This is a genomic window from Pseudomonas sp. NPDC089758 (assembly GCF_044748705.1).
Lineage (GTDB): Bacteria > Pseudomonadota > Gammaproteobacteria > Pseudomonadales > Pseudomonadaceae > Aquipseudomonas > Aquipseudomonas putida_X.
In genome coordinates, this window is sequence record NZ_JBIVGN010000001.1 from 412,199 (window position 1) to 427,168 (window position 14,970).

17 protein-coding genes and 2 tRNA genes are annotated in these 14,970 nt (G+C 62.4%); 5 read left to right on the forward strand and 14 right to left on the reverse strand.

The genetic code is table 11. From position 1 onward, the window contains the following. Window positions 1–8 precede the first annotated feature (8 nt). Complete coding sequence (gene infC / locus ACIPZH_RS01970; RefSeq protein WP_012313864.1) at window positions 9–560, reverse strand: translation initiation factor IF-3; 552 nt, start codon at window positions 558–560, stop codon at window positions 9–11. Next, a complete protein-coding gene (thrS, locus tag ACIPZH_RS01975) occupies window positions 560–2,482 on the reverse strand; it encodes a threonine--tRNA ligase (protein WP_400634867.1) in 1,923 nt (640 codons plus the stop codon). The genes infC and thrS overlap by 1 nt, the downstream gene beginning before the upstream one ends. 334 nt (window positions 2,483–2,816) lie before the next feature. Between thrS and ACIPZH_RS01980 the strand changes: the two genes are divergently transcribed. Together ACIPZH_RS01980 and ACIPZH_RS01985 are read left to right on the forward strand one after the other, a co-directional pair. Further along, window positions 2,817–3,119 (forward strand): hypothetical protein, encoded by a 303-nt coding sequence (locus ACIPZH_RS01980; RefSeq protein WP_400634869.1) that lies wholly within the window; start codon window positions 2,817–2,819, stop codon window positions 3,117–3,119. A 159-nt stretch (window positions 3,120–3,278) separates the two neighbouring features. Continuing rightward, window positions 3,279–3,491, forward strand: coding sequence for a cold-shock protein (locus tag ACIPZH_RS01985; RefSeq protein WP_012313861.1), 213 nt, complete (start codon window positions 3,279–3,281; stop codon window positions 3,489–3,491). A gap of 101 nt (window positions 3,492–3,592) precedes the next feature. On the opposite strand, the gene ACIPZH_RS01990 is transcribed toward ACIPZH_RS01985, so the two are convergent. Then, complete coding sequence (locus ACIPZH_RS01990) at window positions 3,593–3,913, reverse strand: I78 family peptidase inhibitor (protein WP_267822791.1); 321 nt, start codon at window positions 3,911–3,913, stop codon at window positions 3,593–3,595. A gap of 285 nt (window positions 3,914–4,198) precedes the next feature. On the opposite strand from ACIPZH_RS01990, the gene ACIPZH_RS01995 reads away from it, so the two are divergent. Next, window positions 4,199–4,411: a hypothetical protein gene (locus tag ACIPZH_RS01995; protein ID WP_241806485.1), complete on the forward strand. Its 213-nt coding sequence runs from the start codon at window positions 4,199–4,201 to the stop codon at window positions 4,409–4,411. Here ACIPZH_RS01995 and ACIPZH_RS02000 read toward each other — a convergent pair. The 7 genes from ACIPZH_RS02000 to ACIPZH_RS02030 all read right to left on the reverse strand — a co-directional run bounded on the left by ACIPZH_RS02000 (window position 4,383) and on the right by ACIPZH_RS02030 (window position 11,408). After that, entirely contained in the window at window positions 4,383–5,390 is a 1,008-nt protein-coding gene (locus ACIPZH_RS02000) for a nucleoside hydrolase (RefSeq protein ID WP_400634871.1), read from the reverse strand. The genes ACIPZH_RS01995 and ACIPZH_RS02000 overlap by 29 nt on opposite strands. 157 nt (window positions 5,391–5,547) lie before the next feature. After that, entirely contained in the window at window positions 5,548–5,946 is a 399-nt protein-coding gene (gene rbsD / locus ACIPZH_RS02005; protein ID WP_241806487.1) for a D-ribose pyranase, read from the reverse strand. After that, complete coding sequence (gene rbsK, locus ACIPZH_RS02010; protein WP_400634873.1) at window positions 5,943–6,851, reverse strand: ribokinase; 909 nt, start codon at window positions 6,849–6,851, stop codon at window positions 5,943–5,945. Before rbsK ends, rbsD begins: the two co-directional genes overlap by 4 nt. Window positions 6,852–6,860: 9 nt before the next feature. After that, on the reverse strand, window positions 6,861–7,883 hold the full coding sequence (locus ACIPZH_RS02015; protein ID WP_267822782.1) for a LacI family DNA-binding transcriptional regulator: 1,023 nt from the start codon (window positions 7,881–7,883) through the stop codon (window positions 6,861–6,863). 4 nt (window positions 7,884–7,887) lie between these two features. After that, the gene (locus tag ACIPZH_RS02020) at window positions 7,888–8,883 is read right to left on the reverse strand and encodes an ABC transporter permease (protein ID WP_400634876.1); all 996 of its coding nucleotides are present in this window, start codon (window positions 8,881–8,883) and stop codon (window positions 7,888–7,890) included. Beyond that, complete coding sequence (locus ACIPZH_RS02025) at window positions 8,880–10,433, reverse strand: sugar ABC transporter ATP-binding protein (protein ID WP_400634878.1); 1,554 nt, start codon at window positions 10,431–10,433, stop codon at window positions 8,880–8,882. The genes ACIPZH_RS02020 and ACIPZH_RS02025 overlap by 4 nt, the downstream gene beginning before the upstream one ends. A gap of 18 nt (window positions 10,434–10,451) precedes the next feature. Beyond that, window positions 10,452–11,408 (reverse strand): sugar ABC transporter substrate-binding protein, encoded by a 957-nt coding sequence (locus ACIPZH_RS02030; RefSeq protein WP_400625600.1) that lies wholly within the window; start codon window positions 11,406–11,408, stop codon window positions 10,452–10,454. A gap of 341 nt (window positions 11,409–11,749) precedes the next feature. Between ACIPZH_RS02030 and ACIPZH_RS02035 the strand changes: the two genes are divergently transcribed. Further along, complete coding sequence (locus tag ACIPZH_RS02035; RefSeq protein ID WP_400634880.1) at window positions 11,750–12,838, forward strand: asparaginase; 1,089 nt, start codon at window positions 11,750–11,752, stop codon at window positions 12,836–12,838. A gap of 167 nt (window positions 12,839–13,005) precedes the next feature. Further along, window positions 13,006–13,248, forward strand: coding sequence for a DUF1654 domain-containing protein (locus ACIPZH_RS02040; protein WP_241806494.1), 243 nt, complete (start codon window positions 13,006–13,008; stop codon window positions 13,246–13,248). 32 nt (window positions 13,249–13,280) lie between these two features. Here ACIPZH_RS02040 and ACIPZH_RS02045 read toward each other — a convergent pair whose 3' ends face one another. The 4 genes from ACIPZH_RS02045 to ACIPZH_RS02060 form a co-directional block, all read right to left on the reverse strand. Next, window positions 13,281–13,706, reverse strand: a complete 426-nt coding sequence (locus ACIPZH_RS02045; protein ID WP_241806495.1) for a GTP pyrophosphokinase — start codon at window positions 13,704–13,706, stop codon at window positions 13,281–13,283. Window positions 13,707–13,922: 216 nt separating this feature from the next. After that, a complete protein-coding gene (locus ACIPZH_RS02050) occupies window positions 13,923–14,495 on the reverse strand; it encodes an SPOR domain-containing protein (RefSeq protein ID WP_400634882.1) in 573 nt (190 codons plus the stop codon). A 153-nt stretch (window positions 14,496–14,648) separates the two neighbouring features. Then, window positions 14,649–14,725 (reverse strand) — tRNA-Val (locus ACIPZH_RS02055). A gap of 159 nt (window positions 14,726–14,884) precedes the next feature. Next, window positions 14,885–14,961: transfer RNA gene (locus tag ACIPZH_RS02060), tRNA-Val, on the reverse strand. Between the last annotated feature and the right edge of the window lie 9 nt (window positions 14,962–14,970).

Here is a 14,970-nt window from a genome sequence, read left to right on the forward strand (position 1 = left end):
CCGGGAGATTACTTCTTTTTCTTGGGGGCGATGACCATCATAAGTTGGCGTCCTTCCATCTTCGGATGCTGTTCGACGGTGCCGTATTCGGCGAGGTCAGCTTCAACCCGCTTCAACAGCTCCATACCCAGCTCCTGGTGGGCCATCTCACGACCACGGAATCTCAGAGAGATCTTGGCCTTGTCCCCATCGGTAAGGAAACGTACCAGGTTGCGTAGTTTTACCTGGTAATCCCCATCCTCCGTCCCTGGACGAAACTTGATTTCTTTGATCTGGATCTGTTTCTGGTTTTTCTTGGCTTCGTTAGCCTGCTTCTTCTTTTCGAAGAGGTGCTTGCCGTAGTCCATGACCTTGCAGACAGGCGGTACCGCGTCTGCAGAGATTTCAACCAGGTCCAGCTTCGCTTCATCAGCGATACGCAGCGCTTCATCAATCGAGACGATGCCAACCTGCTCGCCGTCTGCGCCAATTAACCGAACCTCGCGGGCCGAGATATTCTCGTTGATCGGGGCCTTCGGTGCAGCACGTTTATCGTTTCTCATTTCACGCTTAATAGTCATTACTCCGATTCTTGGCGACCACGCCGGGAAACCGCATGTGTCAGAAGCTCAACGAACTGGGCGACGGGCATGGAGCCCAGGTCTGCACCTTCGCGAGTACGCACAGCGACGGTTTGCGTTTCGACTTCGCGGTCCCCTATAACCAAAAGGTACGGGACCTTGAGCAAAGTATGCTCGCGGATTTTAAAGCCGATCTTCTCATTTCTCAAGTCCGACTTGGCACGGAAACCGCTACCGTTCAGAGATTTCTCAACCTGAAGGGCGAAATCCGCCTGTTTGTCGGTGATGTTCATGATCACGGCCTGGGTCGGTGCCAGCCACGCCGGGAACACGCCGGCATAATGCTCGATGAGCATGCCGATGAAGCGCTCGAACGAGCCGAGGATGGCGCGGTGCAGCATCACCGGGCGCTTGCGCGCGTTATCTTCGGCGATGTAGCTGGCATCCAGGCGCTCTGGCAGGTTCGGGTCGTACTGCAGGGTACCACACTGCCAGTTACGGCCCAGGCAGTCGCGCAGGGTGAATTCGATTTTCGGGCCGTAGAAGGCACCTTCACCTGGCTGGTATTCCCATTCCAGGCCGGATTCGTTCAGCGCGTCGGCCAGTGCACCTTCGGCACGGTCCCAAAGCTCTTCGGAGCCCACGCGCTTGGCGGGACGGGTGGAGAGCTTCATGGCGACGTCGGTGAAACCGAAGTCCTTGTACACGTCCAGGGTCAGCTTGATGAAGTCGGCGGCTTCTTGCTTCACCTGGTCTTCGGTGCAGAAGATGTGCGCGTCGTCCTGCACGAAGCCACGCACGCGCATAATGCCATGCAGCGCGCCGGACGGTTCGTTCCGGTGGCAGGCACCGAACTCGGCCAGGCGCAGCGGCAGGTCGCGGTACGACTTCAGGCCCTGGTTGAACACCTGCACGTGGCACGGGCAGTTCATCGGTTTTACCGCGTAATCACGGCTTTCCGACGACGTGGTGAACATGTTCTCGGCGTAGTTGGACCAGTGGCCGGAACGCTCCCAGAGGATGCGGTCGACGACCTGCGGGGTCTTGATTTCCGAGTAGCCGTTTTCGCGCTGCACCTGGCGCATGTACTGCTCGAGCACCTGATAGACGGTCCAGCCGTTGGCGTGCCAGAACACCATGCCCGGCGCTTCTTCCTGCAGGTGGAACAGGTCCAGCTGCTTGCCGATCTTGCGGTGGTCGCGTTTTTCCGCTTCTTCGATGCGCTGGATGTAGGCAGCCAGCTGCTTCTTGTCAGCCCAGGCGGTACCGTACACACGCTGCAGTTGCTCGTTCCTGGCATCGCCACGCCAGTAGGCGCCAGACAGCTTGGTCAGCTTGAATGCCTTGAGGAAGCGGGTATTGGGCACGTGCGGGCCGCGGCACATGTCGACGTATTCTTCGTGGTAGTACAGGCCCATGGCCTGCTCGTCTGGCATGTCTTCGACCAGGCGCAGCTTGTAGTCTTCGCCACGGGCCTTGAACACGTCGATGACTTCGGCACGCGGGGTCATCTTCTTGATGACGTCGTAATCTTTTTCGATCAGCTGCTGCATGCGCTTTTCGATGGCGGCCAGGTCTTCAGGGGTGAAGGGGCGCTCGTAGGCGATGTCGTAATAGAAGCCTTCGTCGATGACCGGGCCGATGACCATCTTGGCGGTCGGGTACAGCTGTTTCACCGCGTGGCCGACCAGGTGGGCGCACGAGTGACGGATGATCTCCAGTCCCTCTTCATCTTTAGGGGTGATGATCTGCAGGGTGGCGTCGTGGGTGATCAGTTCGCAGGCATCGACCAGCTTGCCGTCGACTTTGCCGGCCACGGTGGCCTTGGCCAGGCCGGCACCGATCGAAGCGGCGACATCGGCTACGGATACCGCGTGATCAAACGCGCGTTGACTGCCATCGGGAAGAGTAATAGTGGGCATGGCGCCTCCTCTCCTAGTGGTGACCCCTACCAAAGGTCACGTGGGTTGGGATGAGCCAGTACAAGATCCGACCTGCCTTCCTTGAAGGAAGCCTGCCTCACAGTGGCAGAAGCCTTTCGGCTTGCCAGGGGGACCTGAGTGACTGGAAAGTAAAAGATAGCTGCACGCTGCACGTGTGTAGCTGCAAGCCGGGCATGCTAGCACGGGGGTTGCATGGCAGCGCAGAAATATTTGGAATTTACGCGGTAGCGGTGAACTTACACGGAAAATTTCCAATCAGACTTTGGGAAGCAACCTACTCTTGATGAGACCTTAACCCAAGGAGTGTCTGGTTATGCGAGTTCCGTCTCTTCTGGCCCTGGCGGCCGCTGGCGCCCTGCTGCTGCCCATGGCAGCCAACGCTGGCAACTTCCCTGCCGGCAAGGAGGGTGCCTACATGACGCAATGCAAGCAGGTGGCGCAAAGCCAAGGTGTCGACGCTGCAACTGCAGAGAAGCATTGCTCGTGCGGCGCGCAAGCCATCAAAGAAAATTTCACCGATAAGGAGATCGAAGACCTGGACAGTAAGGACGGCGTTGACGCCAAGCTGATGCAGAAGGCACAGACCATCGTGCAAGCGGCCTGCAAGCCGAAATGAGCCATGCGCGGAGGGCTTTCCGGGCTTTATTTGCCCTGGATCAGCATCCTGCGAAGGTAAAAGACGCTACAGGCGCAGAATTAGACTATTATGGTGTCCGTGCTCCGTAGCCTCGGCCACATTGCACCACTGAAAATTAAATGTTCTGGAGATTCACCCATGTCCAATCGCCAACAAGGCACCGTCAAATGGTTCAATGATGAGAAAGGCTACGGCTTCATCACCCCAGCAGGCGGCGGCGACGACCTGTTCGTTCACTTCAAAGCCATCGAATCCGACGGCTTCAAGAGCCTGAAAGAAGGCCAGACTGTTTCCTTCGTTGCCGAAAAAGGCCAGAAGGGTATGCAGGCTGCGCAGGTTCGTCCGGAGTAATTCGGATAGCTGTAAAAAAACCCGCCCTTGTGGCGGGTTTTTTTATGGGCTTTACCAAGGCAACGCACACCTGCCTGCGCAGGGGCGGCCTTGGGGGTGCATCAACCGCAGTTGACGCGGGTCACCTTGCCCTGCTCGTCCACATTCAGGTTCAGACGCTCGGAGCGGTACTCCAGGGTCACCACGTCATGCGGCTTGAGGATACGCGCCATCTGCGAACCACTGGCCTTGCGCGCCTGTTCAAGCAGGTCGGCACTGCCTTGCTTGCCAATGGCGAAATCGGCGCCGCTGGCCTCGCAGCGCCCGTCGTTGCCTGCAGGTGCAGCCGGGGCGCTGCCGCCGTCAGAGTTGCCACCAGTGCTGCAACCAGCCAGCACCGCAGCGACCAGCAAGGTTGCCAGGGAAGCACGGGTACGGAACATGAATCCTCCTAAATAGATATGGGAACTGTCTGTTCCGACAGTTCCACCCTGAATTCGTTGCAAAACCGCCCAAGTCTGCCTGAACTCACCGCGTGTGGCGAAAGGCAATCGTGACCGGATTTTGCACCACGCAGTTGGTTTGCTTGGGCAGGCTTTTTATTCTTAAGTCGAAGAGCCATTGACGCAAAGTGATGATTTACTTTAAGAAGTGCAGGCACAGTGCCTGCTGCGAACGCCAGGGTCAGGTGTTCGCCCCTCCGCTACGGGCCCAAACGAGAGCCTTTCATGAGCCACCACAGCATCGACGCCGACATCAAGGTCAAATGGGCGGAGGGCCAGAGCGCCTACAGCCCCAGTACGCCAGAAGAGCTGGTATTGATCGCCCTGGACCTGCTGGTGCGCGACCTGGGCAGTGAGGCGGCGCGCAGCTTCATCGACCAGGTGTTCGAGCGCTATGCACCGCACGCCGCTATGGCAATCGAGCCAGGCGCGCGCTGAGCAGGTCGAAAAAGCCCTGGGCATCGCCCTCGCCCACCCACATTACATTGGCCGGCTGCTTGAGCACGCCGTACCAGTCGGCGACGGTCTGGCCGAAGCTCGGGCCCTCGCGGCTGTCGACACTCATGTGGATGCGCCGCCCGCTGAACAGCTCAGGCTTGAGCAGATAAGCAATGACGCTGGCGTCATGCACCGGGCCGCCGGGCATGCCGTACAGGTCCATGTCGTGCTTGATGTACGCATTGAGGATGTCTACCACACGCTTGCTGGCCGGGTTGTTCACGGCTGCCAACTGCTTGAGTCGGGCGTCGCTGGTGAGCAGCTTGTGGGTGACGTCCAGTGGCAGGTAGGTCAGTGGCACGCCGCTGGCCAGTACCACCTCGGCGGCGTGCGGGTCGGCGTAGAGGTTGAATTCTGCCACCGGGGTGATGTTGCCGCCGTTGAAATGGGCGCCGCCCATTACCACCACTTCCTTGATGCCTTTGGCGATGTCCGGGCGCTGAATCAGTGCCAGGGCCAGATTGGTCTGCGGGCCGAGCATGGCCACGGTGATGCTGTGGGGTTCGGCAGCGCCGAGGGTGTCGACCAAATACTGCACGGCATTGCCTGGGGCCAGGCGCTGTTTCGGTTCATGCACCGGGACACCGGTCAGGCCCTCTTCGCCATGCACCTGGGCAGCGTAGATCGGCGCGCGCAGCAACGGGCGCCCTGCCCCGGCATACACTGGGATGTCTTCACGGCCGGCCCACTCGCGGGCCAGGCGGGCGTTGCGCGACGTTTTGTCGAGCCGCACGTTGCCAGCGACGGTGGTGATGGCGCGAATGTTGAGCTCGTCCGGCGAAGCCATCGCCAGGAACAGCGCGACCACATCGTCGGCGCCGGGGTCGGTGTCGATGATCAGGTCGCGAGGTGCGGCCTGGAGCGTGGTGGTGGCAGCTGCGGCCATGAGGGCGAGTCCTTGTAGCAGGGGTTTGAACATGGGGCACTCCTGTTGCCTTGTGGTGAAACGGTTGGGGCCGCTTTGCGGCCCATCGCCGGCAAGCCGGCTCCCACCTGGAATTGCGTCGGCTTTGGGCAAGCCGGTGACTTGCACAGGTAAAGCGCAGGCCTGAAGAACTGCGCGGTCGCGGTGGGAGCTAGAAGGTCACCCCGGCGATAAGGGCGATATTGCTGTAGGGCTGGCACTCGCCGGTACGCACCACGGCGCGGGCGCTGCGCGACAACCCCTTGAATTGCTCATGGCTCAGCCACTCACGCTTGCCGAGCTTGCCGCGCAGGCGCTCGATCTCGACCAGGCCGGGCGGCACGACCTTCTGCATCTCTTCGGCCAGCACATGGCGCTCCACCTGCATCTCGCTGAGCACGGCGCGCAGCACGCTGGCGAAATCGGGAATGCCCGGTGTCAAGGCCAGGTCGATCAGCTCGACCCCAGGCGGCACGGGCAACCCGGCATCGCCGATCACCAGGATGTCGCCATGACCCAGCCCGGCAATGGTGCGTGACAGGGCAATATTGAGCAGCGCGGTCTTTTTCATGGGGCCAGCTCCGCCAAGGTCGGGATCGAGGGCTGCGCCCCGGCGCGAGTGACGGACAGCGCCGCAGCGCGCTGGCCAAGGGTGATCGCATCGTCCTCCCCCAGGCCACGCACCAGCGCGGCTGCAAAACCGCCGACAAAAGTGTCGCCCGCTGCCGTGGTGTCCAGCGCTTTGACCTGCGGCGCAGGGAAGTGCCGGCTGCCGTCACGGCTGACGAACAACGCGCCCTGCGCGCCGAGGGTGACGATGACCTTGCCGGCCCCCATCTGCAGCAGGCGTTCGCCGGCACGGCGGGCGCTGGCCAGGTCGTCCACTGGCGCGCCGGTCAGTGCCTCGGCCTCGCTTTCGTTGGGGATGAGGTAATCAATATGGGCCAGCCACTGGGCGGGCAACGGGCCGGTCGCCGGGGCCGGGTTGAGCATCACCGTCTTGCCCAGCTCACGCCCCCTGGCCAGGGCCCAGGCCACCGTGTCGGCAGGCACTTCGAGCTGGCAGATGATCACCTCGGCAGCCTGCAGCAGTGCGTCGAAACGCTGCACGCTTGCCGGCGTCAGCTGGCCGTTGCCGCCGGGGATGATGACGATGCAGTTCTGGCTGGCGGCATCCACGGTAATCAGCGCCACGCCACTGGAGACGCCCGGGCACGCGCTGACTGCCTGGCAGTCGATGCCTTCTACTTCCAGGGCCTGGCGCAACTGCTGGCCGTAGGCGTCATCGCCGACGTTACCGACCATCGCCACGCTCGCGCCCAGGCGGGCTGCGGCCACCGCCTGATTGGCGCCCTTGCCGCCCGGTACGGTGAAAAAGCTTTCGCCGGCCACTGTTTCGCCTGCACGTGGCAGCCGCTCGGCGCGGGCTACCAGGTCCATGTTGAGGCTACCGACCACCACTACCTTGGCACTCATGGGCATTCCTTAGCGGTAATCATTGAACAGATCCGGGCGCGGCCCGGTGGACTCACGCAGCACAATGCGCGGGGCGACGATGCGTTGCTCTGCGCCTTCGCGCCGCGGTGCGGCGATACGCGACAGCAGCAGCGCCGCTGCACTTTCACCGAGCTCACGGATCGACTGGCCGACGGTGGTCAGCGGTGGGTACACATAGCGACTGAGCTCGATGTCGTCGAAGCCGATCACCGACAGCTCGCCCGGCACGCTGATATTGCGCTCGGCAGCAGCACGCAGCACGCCAAAACCGATCATGTCGTTGCCGGCGAAAATCGCTGTGGGCCGCTGGCCATCGAGCAGTTGCGCGGCCGCCGCATGGCCACCGGGGCTGGTGAAATCGCACTGCAGGATGTGGGCACCGTGCACGGCCACCTGCGCCTCGGCCATGGCACGGTGGAAGCCGGCCAGGCGCAGTTGGCTGACGCCGGTCGCGGCCGGGCCGCCGATATAGGCGATGTCGCGGTGGCCAAGCTCCAGCAGGTGCTGGGTGGCCAGGTACGCGCCCTGCTCGTGGTCGATGCGCACCAGGTCGGCGTCGACGCCTTCCAGCGCGCGGTCGACGATGACCATCGGTGTACGCACGCAGGCCAGGCTCTGCAGCAGGTCACTGTCCTCGCCCACCGAAGCCACTACCAGGCCATCGATGCGCTTTTCCAGCAGCACGCGCAGGTAGCTGCGCTGCTTCTGTGGGTTGTCATCGGAGTTGCAAAGGATCACGCAATAGCCGTTGCGCTCGCAGGCATCTTCAATGCCGCGCGCCAGCTCGGCGAAATATGGGTTGACGCTGTTGGGCACCAGCAGCCCGATGGTGGCCGTGGTGCGCGCCTTGAGCGAGCGCGCCACGGCGCTGGGCACGTAGTCGAGCTCGACGATGGCCGCTTCGACCTTCAGCCGCACCTGTTCGCTGACCGGGCGGGTCTTGTTCAGTACATGGGACACCGTGGTGTAGGAAATACCCGCGAGTGCCGCGACGTCTTTGATGGTTGCCATGTTTTCAGTTCCGCCGGCCTGCTCGCCGGCTACGGTAGGTGTCGAGCACCACGGCGATGACGATGACCGCCCCGGTGATGATGCGTTTGGTGGGTTCTGAAGCGCCGATCTGTGCAAGGCCTGCGGCCAGCACCGAGATGATCAGCACGCCGAAGAACGTGCTGATGACCGAGCCGCGCCCGCCCATCAGGCTGGTGCCGCCGATCACGACAGCGGCGATCACCTGCAGCTCCAGGCCGGCGCCGGCATTGGGGTCGGCGGCCTCCAGGCGGGAAATCTGGAACAGCGCGGCCAGCCCAGCCAGCAGGCCCATCAGGGCGAACACCAGCACCTTGTAGGGGCGCGGGTCGATGCCGGCCAGGCGCACGGCCTCTTCGTTGGTGCCGATGCCGATCAGGTGGCGGCCGAATACGGTCCGGGTCAGCACCAGCTGGGCCAGGATGATCACCAGCAAGGCAATGATGAAGGCCGGCGAGATACCGTAGGCGATGGGGTTGGAGAACCAGGCGTAGGCATCGCCGATGTAGGCGGTGCGCGAGTCGGTGAACTGGTAGGCCAGGCCGCGGGCCATTTCCAGCACGCCGAGCGAGACGATGAACGAGGGTATGCGCCAGGCCACTGTGACCGCCCCGGTGACGCTGCCGGCCAGCGCGGCGACGGCCATGCCGAGCAAGGCGGCCGGCAGCACGCTCCAACCCCAGCCGAGGATGGCCACGCTGACGGCCGATGCCGCCAGCGCCAACACCGAGCCCACAGACAGGTCGATACCGCCGATGATCAGCACGAAGGTCATGCCCACGGCCAGCACCATCAGGTCAGGGATCTGGTTGGCCAGGGTGCTGAAGGTGGCGTATGACCAGAAGTGGCTGCTGAGCAACGAGAACAGCACGATCATCGCCAGCAAGGCGCCCGCCAGGCCCAGGTAGGTGCCGAGGCCGAAGTAGGTGCCGCTGCGGCGCACGGGGGCGCCGGCCTGTGTGTCGAGAGGTGTGGTTTTCATACATCCATCCTGGGCGCTGCGTCGTGCAGCAGGGCGTCACGTTTCTGGTAGCCGGCGAAAGCGGCGGCAAGGAGCTGGTCCTGGCTCCAGTGGTCGCGCTCGAAGGTGTCGATCAGGCGGCCGGCCGACAGCACCGCGATGCGGTCGCAGATCAGCATCAGCTCGCGCAGGTCGCTGGACACCACCACCAGGGCCTTGCCCTGGCGCGCCAGCTCGGCCAGCAAGCCATAGATATCGAACTTGGCCCCCACATCGATGCCGCGGGTGGGTTCATCGAACAGCAGCACCTGGCAGTCACGCTCCAGCCAGCGGCAGATCACCACCTTTTGCTGGTTGCCGCCGGACAGCTCGCCGACCACCTGGGCGGCATTGGCGCTGCGGATGCGCATGGCGGTGATCTGGCGTTCGGCCAGGGCCTTTTCGGCGTCGCCGTCGACCACCCCGGCGCGGGACAGCGCAGCGAGGTTGCCCAAAGCGATGTTGGCGCTGATCGATTGCGTCAGCAGCAGGCCTTCGCCTTTGCGGTCTTCAGTGATGAGCGCGATACCGGCCTCGACCGCTGCCTTGGGCGAATCGATGGTCACCGCCTTGAGCGGCTGGCCGATTTCGATGCTGCCGCTGTCGGCGCGGTCGGCGCCGAAGATCAGCCGCAGCAACTCGGTGCGGCCGGCACCTATCAGCCCGGAGATGCCGAAGATCTCCCCTGCCCTGACCTGCAGCGACACCTCTCGCACCTTGTCGCCGCGGCACAGCCGGTCGACCTTGAGCAACGGCGCGCCGATCTGGCGGCGGCCCAGGTCGATGTGTTCGCCCAGCTCGCGGCCGACCATCAGGTTGACCAGCTCGGCACTGCTGTAGCGCTGGATCGGCTCGTCGCACACGAGTTTGCCGTCGCGCAGCACCACGATGCGCTGGGCCACGCGCTGGAGCTCCTCCAGGCGGTGCGAGATGTAGACGATGGCCACGCCGCGCTGGCGCAGGCGCTCGATCTGGGTGAACAGCAGTTCCACCTCGCGGGCGGTGAGCATGGCGGTGGGTTCGTCGAAAATCAGCACATGGCAGTCGCCGATCAGGTTGCGTGCGATCTCCACCATCTGCTGGTGGCCGATGCCCAATTCGCCCACCGGGGTATCCGGGTCGATGGCGTCCAGGCCGACCTGGGCCATGGCGGCCGTGGCCAACTGGCGCAGGCGCTTCTGGCTGATCCAGCCGAAGCGGCTGGGCAGGTTGTCGAGGAACAGGTTTTCGGCCACGGTCAGGGTCGGCAGCAGGTTGAGCTCCTGCATGACCATGCGCACGCCAAGGCGCTCGGCGGCGCTGCGGCTACCAGGTGCATAGGGCTGACCGCGGAAGGTCATGTGCCCGGTGGTGGGTGTTTCCAGCCCGCTGATGAGCTTGGACAGGGTGCTCTTGCCCGCGCCGTTCTCGCCGGTAAGGGCCAGCACTTCGCCGGCGCGCAGGGCCAGGCTGACGTCGCCCAGCACCGGTTGCGTGTAGCGCTTGCCCAGGCCGCTGGCAGCGAGCAGCACTTCATTGGCCGTTACAGGCATGGCCATGTCTCCTGGCCGTCAAGGCTTGGTGATGAGTTCGACCGGGGTCTGGATGACGTTGTCGGCGTCCACGTTCGGCTTCTGGCCTTTGAGCATCTGCAATGCCGCCTGGATGCCGTACACCGCCTGCTGGCTGGCCGCCTGGTCGAGGGTGGCGAGTACGCGGCCGTCCTCGAGCATGGGCTTGATGGCGTTGATGTTGTCGTAGCCCACCACTTGCACCTTGCCGGTCTTACCGGCCGCGCGCACGGCCGATACGGCGCCCAGGGCCATGCTGTCGTTACCGGCCAGCAGTGCCTTGAGGTCGGGATATTCGTTGAGCATCGCGGCGGCGACGTTGTTGCCTTTGTCGATTTCCCAGTTGCCCGATTGCACCGAGACGATCTTCATCTGCGCTGCTTCCATGGCATCCTTGAAGCCGGCGGTGCGCTGCTGGGCATTGGTGGTGGTCGGCACGCCTTCGATGATGCCGACCTGGTCACCGGCCTTGAGCTTCTCTTTGGCCAGGTAATCACCTACCAGGCGTGCGCCCTTGCGGTTGTCGGGGCCAACGAAAGGTACGCTGAGGTTCTTGCTCTTGAGTACGTCAGGGTCCAGGCGGTTGTCGATGTTGACCACAGTGATGCCGGCGTCCATGGCTTTCTTGATCACAGGCACCAAGGCTTTGGAGTCGGCCGGTGCGATTACCAGGGCGTTGGCGCCGGTGGCGATCATTTGTTCGACGATGCGGATCTGGTTGCTGGTGTCGGTCTCGTCCTTGATGCCATTGGCCACCAGGTCGAATTCGTTGGCGTGGTCTTTCTGGTAGGCCTTGGCGCCATCTTCCATGGTGCGGAAGAATTCGTTGGCCAGGGACTTCATCACCAGAGCGACCTTGGGTTTGTCTTCCGCATGGGCAGCGCCGAGTGGCAAGGCAAGCGACAGCGAGGAAATGACGGCGAGCGCCAGCAGACGACCGGGGAACGGCAGTTTCATGGGAGATGACTCCGAATCTTGTGGTTTTTATCGGATCGCAAACGTTTGCGTTGGCTAACTATGGAAACAGGACGAGGTTTTGTCAAATCCGTTTCGCTGGCGATGGCAAGTTACTTATGCCGCAGATTATCTGGGATTTTTCCGATAAACCGAACAGCTTTTCTTATTTTTGTTCGGATTTCCGAACCAAGGGGCCCGCCTGCGGCGCCTTGGGGTTAATCCCAACCCACAGCCACCGCGGCGCGCAGAGAATTACCGCGCCCAGCCAAGGATGGTACGAAAACTGCCTTGCACCCTGTGCGACACAGCAAAATCTCATTTAGGAAGAGAGAACAATAATTATGAATGCTGCACTGAAGTCCTTCGCACCCAGCGCCCTGGCGCTGCTGCTGATTCTGCCAACCACCGCTTCGGCCAAAGAAGCCCAAACCCAGCAGCAGCTAGCCAACGTGGTCATCCTGGCCACCGGCGGCACCATTGCCGGCGCCGGCGCCAGCGCTGCCAACAGCGCCACGTACCAGGCGGCCAAGCTGGGCATCGACAAGCTGATCGCCGGCGTGCCGGAGCTTGCGGACATTGCCAACGTGCGCGGCGAGCAAGTGATGCAGATCGCCTCCGAAAGCATCAGCAACGACGACCTGCTCAAGCTGGGCAAACGCGTCGCCGAACTTGCCGAAAGCAAGGACGTGGACGGCATCGTCATCACCCACGGCACCGACACCCTGGAAGAGACCGCCTACTTCCTCAACCTGGTAGAAAAGACCGACAAGCCGATCGTGGTGGTGGGCTCCATGCGCCCGGGCACGGCCATGTCGGCCGATGGCATGCTCAACCTGTACAACGCCGTAGCCGTGGCCAGCGACAAGCAGTCCCGGGGCAAGGGTGTACTGGTGACCATGAACGACGAGATCCAGTCCGGCCGCGATGTGAGCAAGGCGGTCAACATCAAGACCGAAGCCTTCAAGAGCGCCTGGGGCCCGATGGGCATGGTGGTGGAAGGCAAATCGTACTGGTTCCGCATGCCGGCCAAGCGTCACACCGTCAACTCGGAATTCGACATCAAGCAGATCAGCAGCCTGCCGCAGGTCGACATCGCCTACGGCTACGGCAACGTGACCGACACGGCCTACAAGGCATTGGCACAGAACGGCGCAAAAGCCCTGATTCATGCCGGAACCGGCAACGGGTCGGTGTCCTCGCGCGTGGTGCCGGCACTGCAGGAGCTACGCAAGGAGGGTGTGCAGATCATCCGCTCGTCGCACGTCAACCAGGGCGGTTTCGTGCTGCGCAACGCCGAGCAGCCGGATGACAAGAACGATTGGGTTGTAGCGCACGACCTTAACCCGCAAAAGGCGCGGATCCTGGCGATGGTGGCAATGACCAAGACCCAGGACAGCAAAGAGCTGCAGCGGATTTTCTGGGAATACTGATCGCGGCATGACTGGGGCCGGCGGGCTGGCTTAGCCGGCCCTTCAACCGGCTTCATTCCCCATGTATCGGCCACCCGCGGTCCTCCGCTTTTTTACCTTACACGCAGTTGCGAAATACCCTACAGTGAAATACTGTATGCGCATACAGCAAAACAAGGAAAAGCCCCGTGGCCAGTACCGCCCCTGCAACGCCGAGCAGTTATGAACTGATGGGTACGCGCATCCAGAAGATCATCAACAGCCCCATCGCTCAACGTAGCCGCGCCGCCCTGATCTTCCGCCTGGAGCAGGAGTCGCCCGACGATTGGGAAACCCTGCTTGAGGAGATCGCCGAGAACGACAACGTCACCCTCGCCCACCGCGATGATGGCGGCGTGCAGATTTTCTGGACGGTGCCCAAGGACGACTGACTCGCACGGGCCTGGGCGATGCGAATCTGGGCCTAGGCCAGCGCCTGCAGGTAAGCGCTGGCCTGCTGATAACGGGCCAGCCGCCTCAGGTCGGCCGGGCCTGGGCGGGCGATGCGTGAAAGGTCGCTATTGTCGGCCAGGTCGGCCATTTTGACGGTACGCGCCAGTGGGTCGCAGCCCAGGCGCACCACGAAGTCCTCGTAGCTTTCGCCATCACGCCGGCTCAAGGCCAGCAACGCGGCCAGGATCTTGAGCGTGAAACCCTCGCGGGCCAGGTCGGAAAGCGTAAGCGGCGTGTCTTCGATCACATCGTGAAGCACAGCGACGATGCGCTGCTCGGGCGTGGACACCCGCATCATCACCCGCAACGGGTGCAGGATATACGCCGCACCGCCTTTGTCGTATTGCCCTTCATGCGCCCTGGTGGCCACCAGGATGGCCCGCTCCAGTGTAGACATGAGGCCCTCCCCGCTTCAAACCGTCTCCCAAACAAGCATAGACCGGTAGGGTTACAGATGACAGGCGTCTGTTCCGGCGCTTTCACAGGCACTGACAAGGGGCGGCTCACCCCTGTACAGGCCAGGCGACTCGATGCATGGCAGCGGCTGGCCCGGTGCTCGCCGGCGAGCCGGCAGCCACCGAGGCCATGCTACGAAGGGTGCGGTACGCTGTTATCAGCGCTGCGCGCCGTGCTGGATGACAACCGAATCCGTACCCAGCTTGGCCATGACCTCTGCCTTGCGTGCCTCGGCTTCCTCTTTGGTGGGGAACGGCCCCAGCAGCACCACCGGCTTGCCATTGCGGTATTCGACCGAGGATGGGATGCCCTTCTCGATCAGGCGGGCGGTCATGTCGCTCAATGCACCCATGTTGGCGCCCTGGATCACCTCGACATCCCAGCCTTGAGGGGCAGGCTGATCGGCAAGGGCCTCGGCGCGGCGCTGCAACTCAGCGCCCCCGCACATTTCGCGAATACGCAGGTTGTTGCCATTGTCGTCGACGATAATGTCGTACTGGCCATCGTCACCCTTGATGGCGACGTAGCTGCGGTAAGCTTCGTACTGCCCGGCATCGTCCTTGCCACGCACCTGGCCGCAAATGGTGCCCTTGGTGTCGATCCGCACGTTGCCGAACTTGGCGGTGCTGGGGTTGTGCAGGTGCTCGGCCACCTGTTTGTGCACACCTTCAACCTCATTCTCACAGCCCACCAGGGCCAGCACTGCCATTACCACTGCCAGTTTGCGCACGCGTGTATCTCCCGTTTCGAAGCGGCGAATTCTAGCATGGCGACCCATGGCCCGGACCGCGACCATACGTTACACCTTGCTACATACCGGCCACCTGCGAGAAACGCATAAATGCAAAAAGGGCGACCCTTTCGGATCGCCCTTTCTGATGTTTGGTAGGCACAATTGGACTCGAACCAACGACCCCCACCATGTCAAGGTGGTGCTCTAACCAACTGAGCTATGTGCCTGTCGTGTGGTGCGCATATTAGTCACCGAATGCGTACCTGTAAAGCGTTTTTTTCAAAAAAATCAAAAACTTTCAGCAGCCTGCCGGCCTGGGTGACGCGGCCGCCCATAAAAGCGAGACACAAAAAAGGCGACCCTTTCGGATCGCCTTCTCTGATGTTTGGTAGGCACAATTGGACTCGAACCAACGACCCCCACCATGTCAAGGTGGTGCTCTAACCAACTGAGCTATGTGCCTGTCGTGTGG

Coding starts and splice junctions, on each gene's coding strand:
- infC (WP_012313864.1), bottom strand. CDS start 560: ATGACTATTAAGCGTGAAATGAGAAACGATAAACGTGCTGCACCGAAG.
- thrS (WP_400634867.1), bottom strand. CDS start 2,482: ATGCCCACTATTACTCTTCCCGATGGCAGTCAACGCGCGTTTGATCAC.
- ACIPZH_RS01980 (WP_400634869.1), top strand. CDS start 2,817: ATGCGAGTTCCGTCTCTTCTGGCCCTGGCGGCCGCTGGCGCCCTGCTG.
- ACIPZH_RS01985 (WP_012313861.1), top strand. CDS start 3,279: ATGTCCAATCGCCAACAAGGCACCGTCAAATGGTTCAATGATGAGAAA.
- ACIPZH_RS01990 (WP_267822791.1), bottom strand. CDS start 3,913: ATGTTCCGTACCCGTGCTTCCCTGGCAACCTTGCTGGTCGCTGCGGTG.
- ACIPZH_RS01995 (WP_241806485.1), top strand. CDS start 4,199: ATGAGCCACCACAGCATCGACGCCGACATCAAGGTCAAATGGGCGGAG.
- ACIPZH_RS02000 (WP_400634871.1), bottom strand. CDS start 5,390: ATGTTCAAACCCCTGCTACAAGGACTCGCCCTCATGGCCGCAGCTGCC.
- rbsD (WP_241806487.1), bottom strand. CDS start 5,946: ATGAAAAAGACCGCGCTGCTCAATATTGCCCTGTCACGCACCATTGCC.
- rbsK (WP_400634873.1), bottom strand. CDS start 6,851: ATGAGTGCCAAGGTAGTGGTGGTCGGTAGCCTCAACATGGACCTGGTA.
- ACIPZH_RS02015 (WP_267822782.1), bottom strand. CDS start 7,883: ATGGCAACCATCAAAGACGTCGCGGCACTCGCGGGTATTTCCTACACC.
- ACIPZH_RS02020 (WP_400634876.1), bottom strand. CDS start 8,883: ATGAAAACCACACCTCTCGACACACAGGCCGGCGCCCCCGTGCGCCGC.
- ACIPZH_RS02025 (WP_400634878.1), bottom strand. CDS start 10,433: ATGCCTGTAACGGCCAATGAAGTGCTGCTCGCTGCCAGCGGCCTGGGC.
- ACIPZH_RS02030 (WP_400625600.1), bottom strand. CDS start 11,408: ATGAAACTGCCGTTCCCCGGTCGTCTGCTGGCGCTCGCCGTCATTTCC.
- ACIPZH_RS02035 (WP_400634880.1), top strand. CDS start 11,750: ATGAATGCTGCACTGAAGTCCTTCGCACCCAGCGCCCTGGCGCTGCTG.
- ACIPZH_RS02045 (WP_241806495.1), bottom strand. CDS start 13,706: ATGTCTACACTGGAGCGGGCCATCCTGGTGGCCACCAGGGCGCATGAA.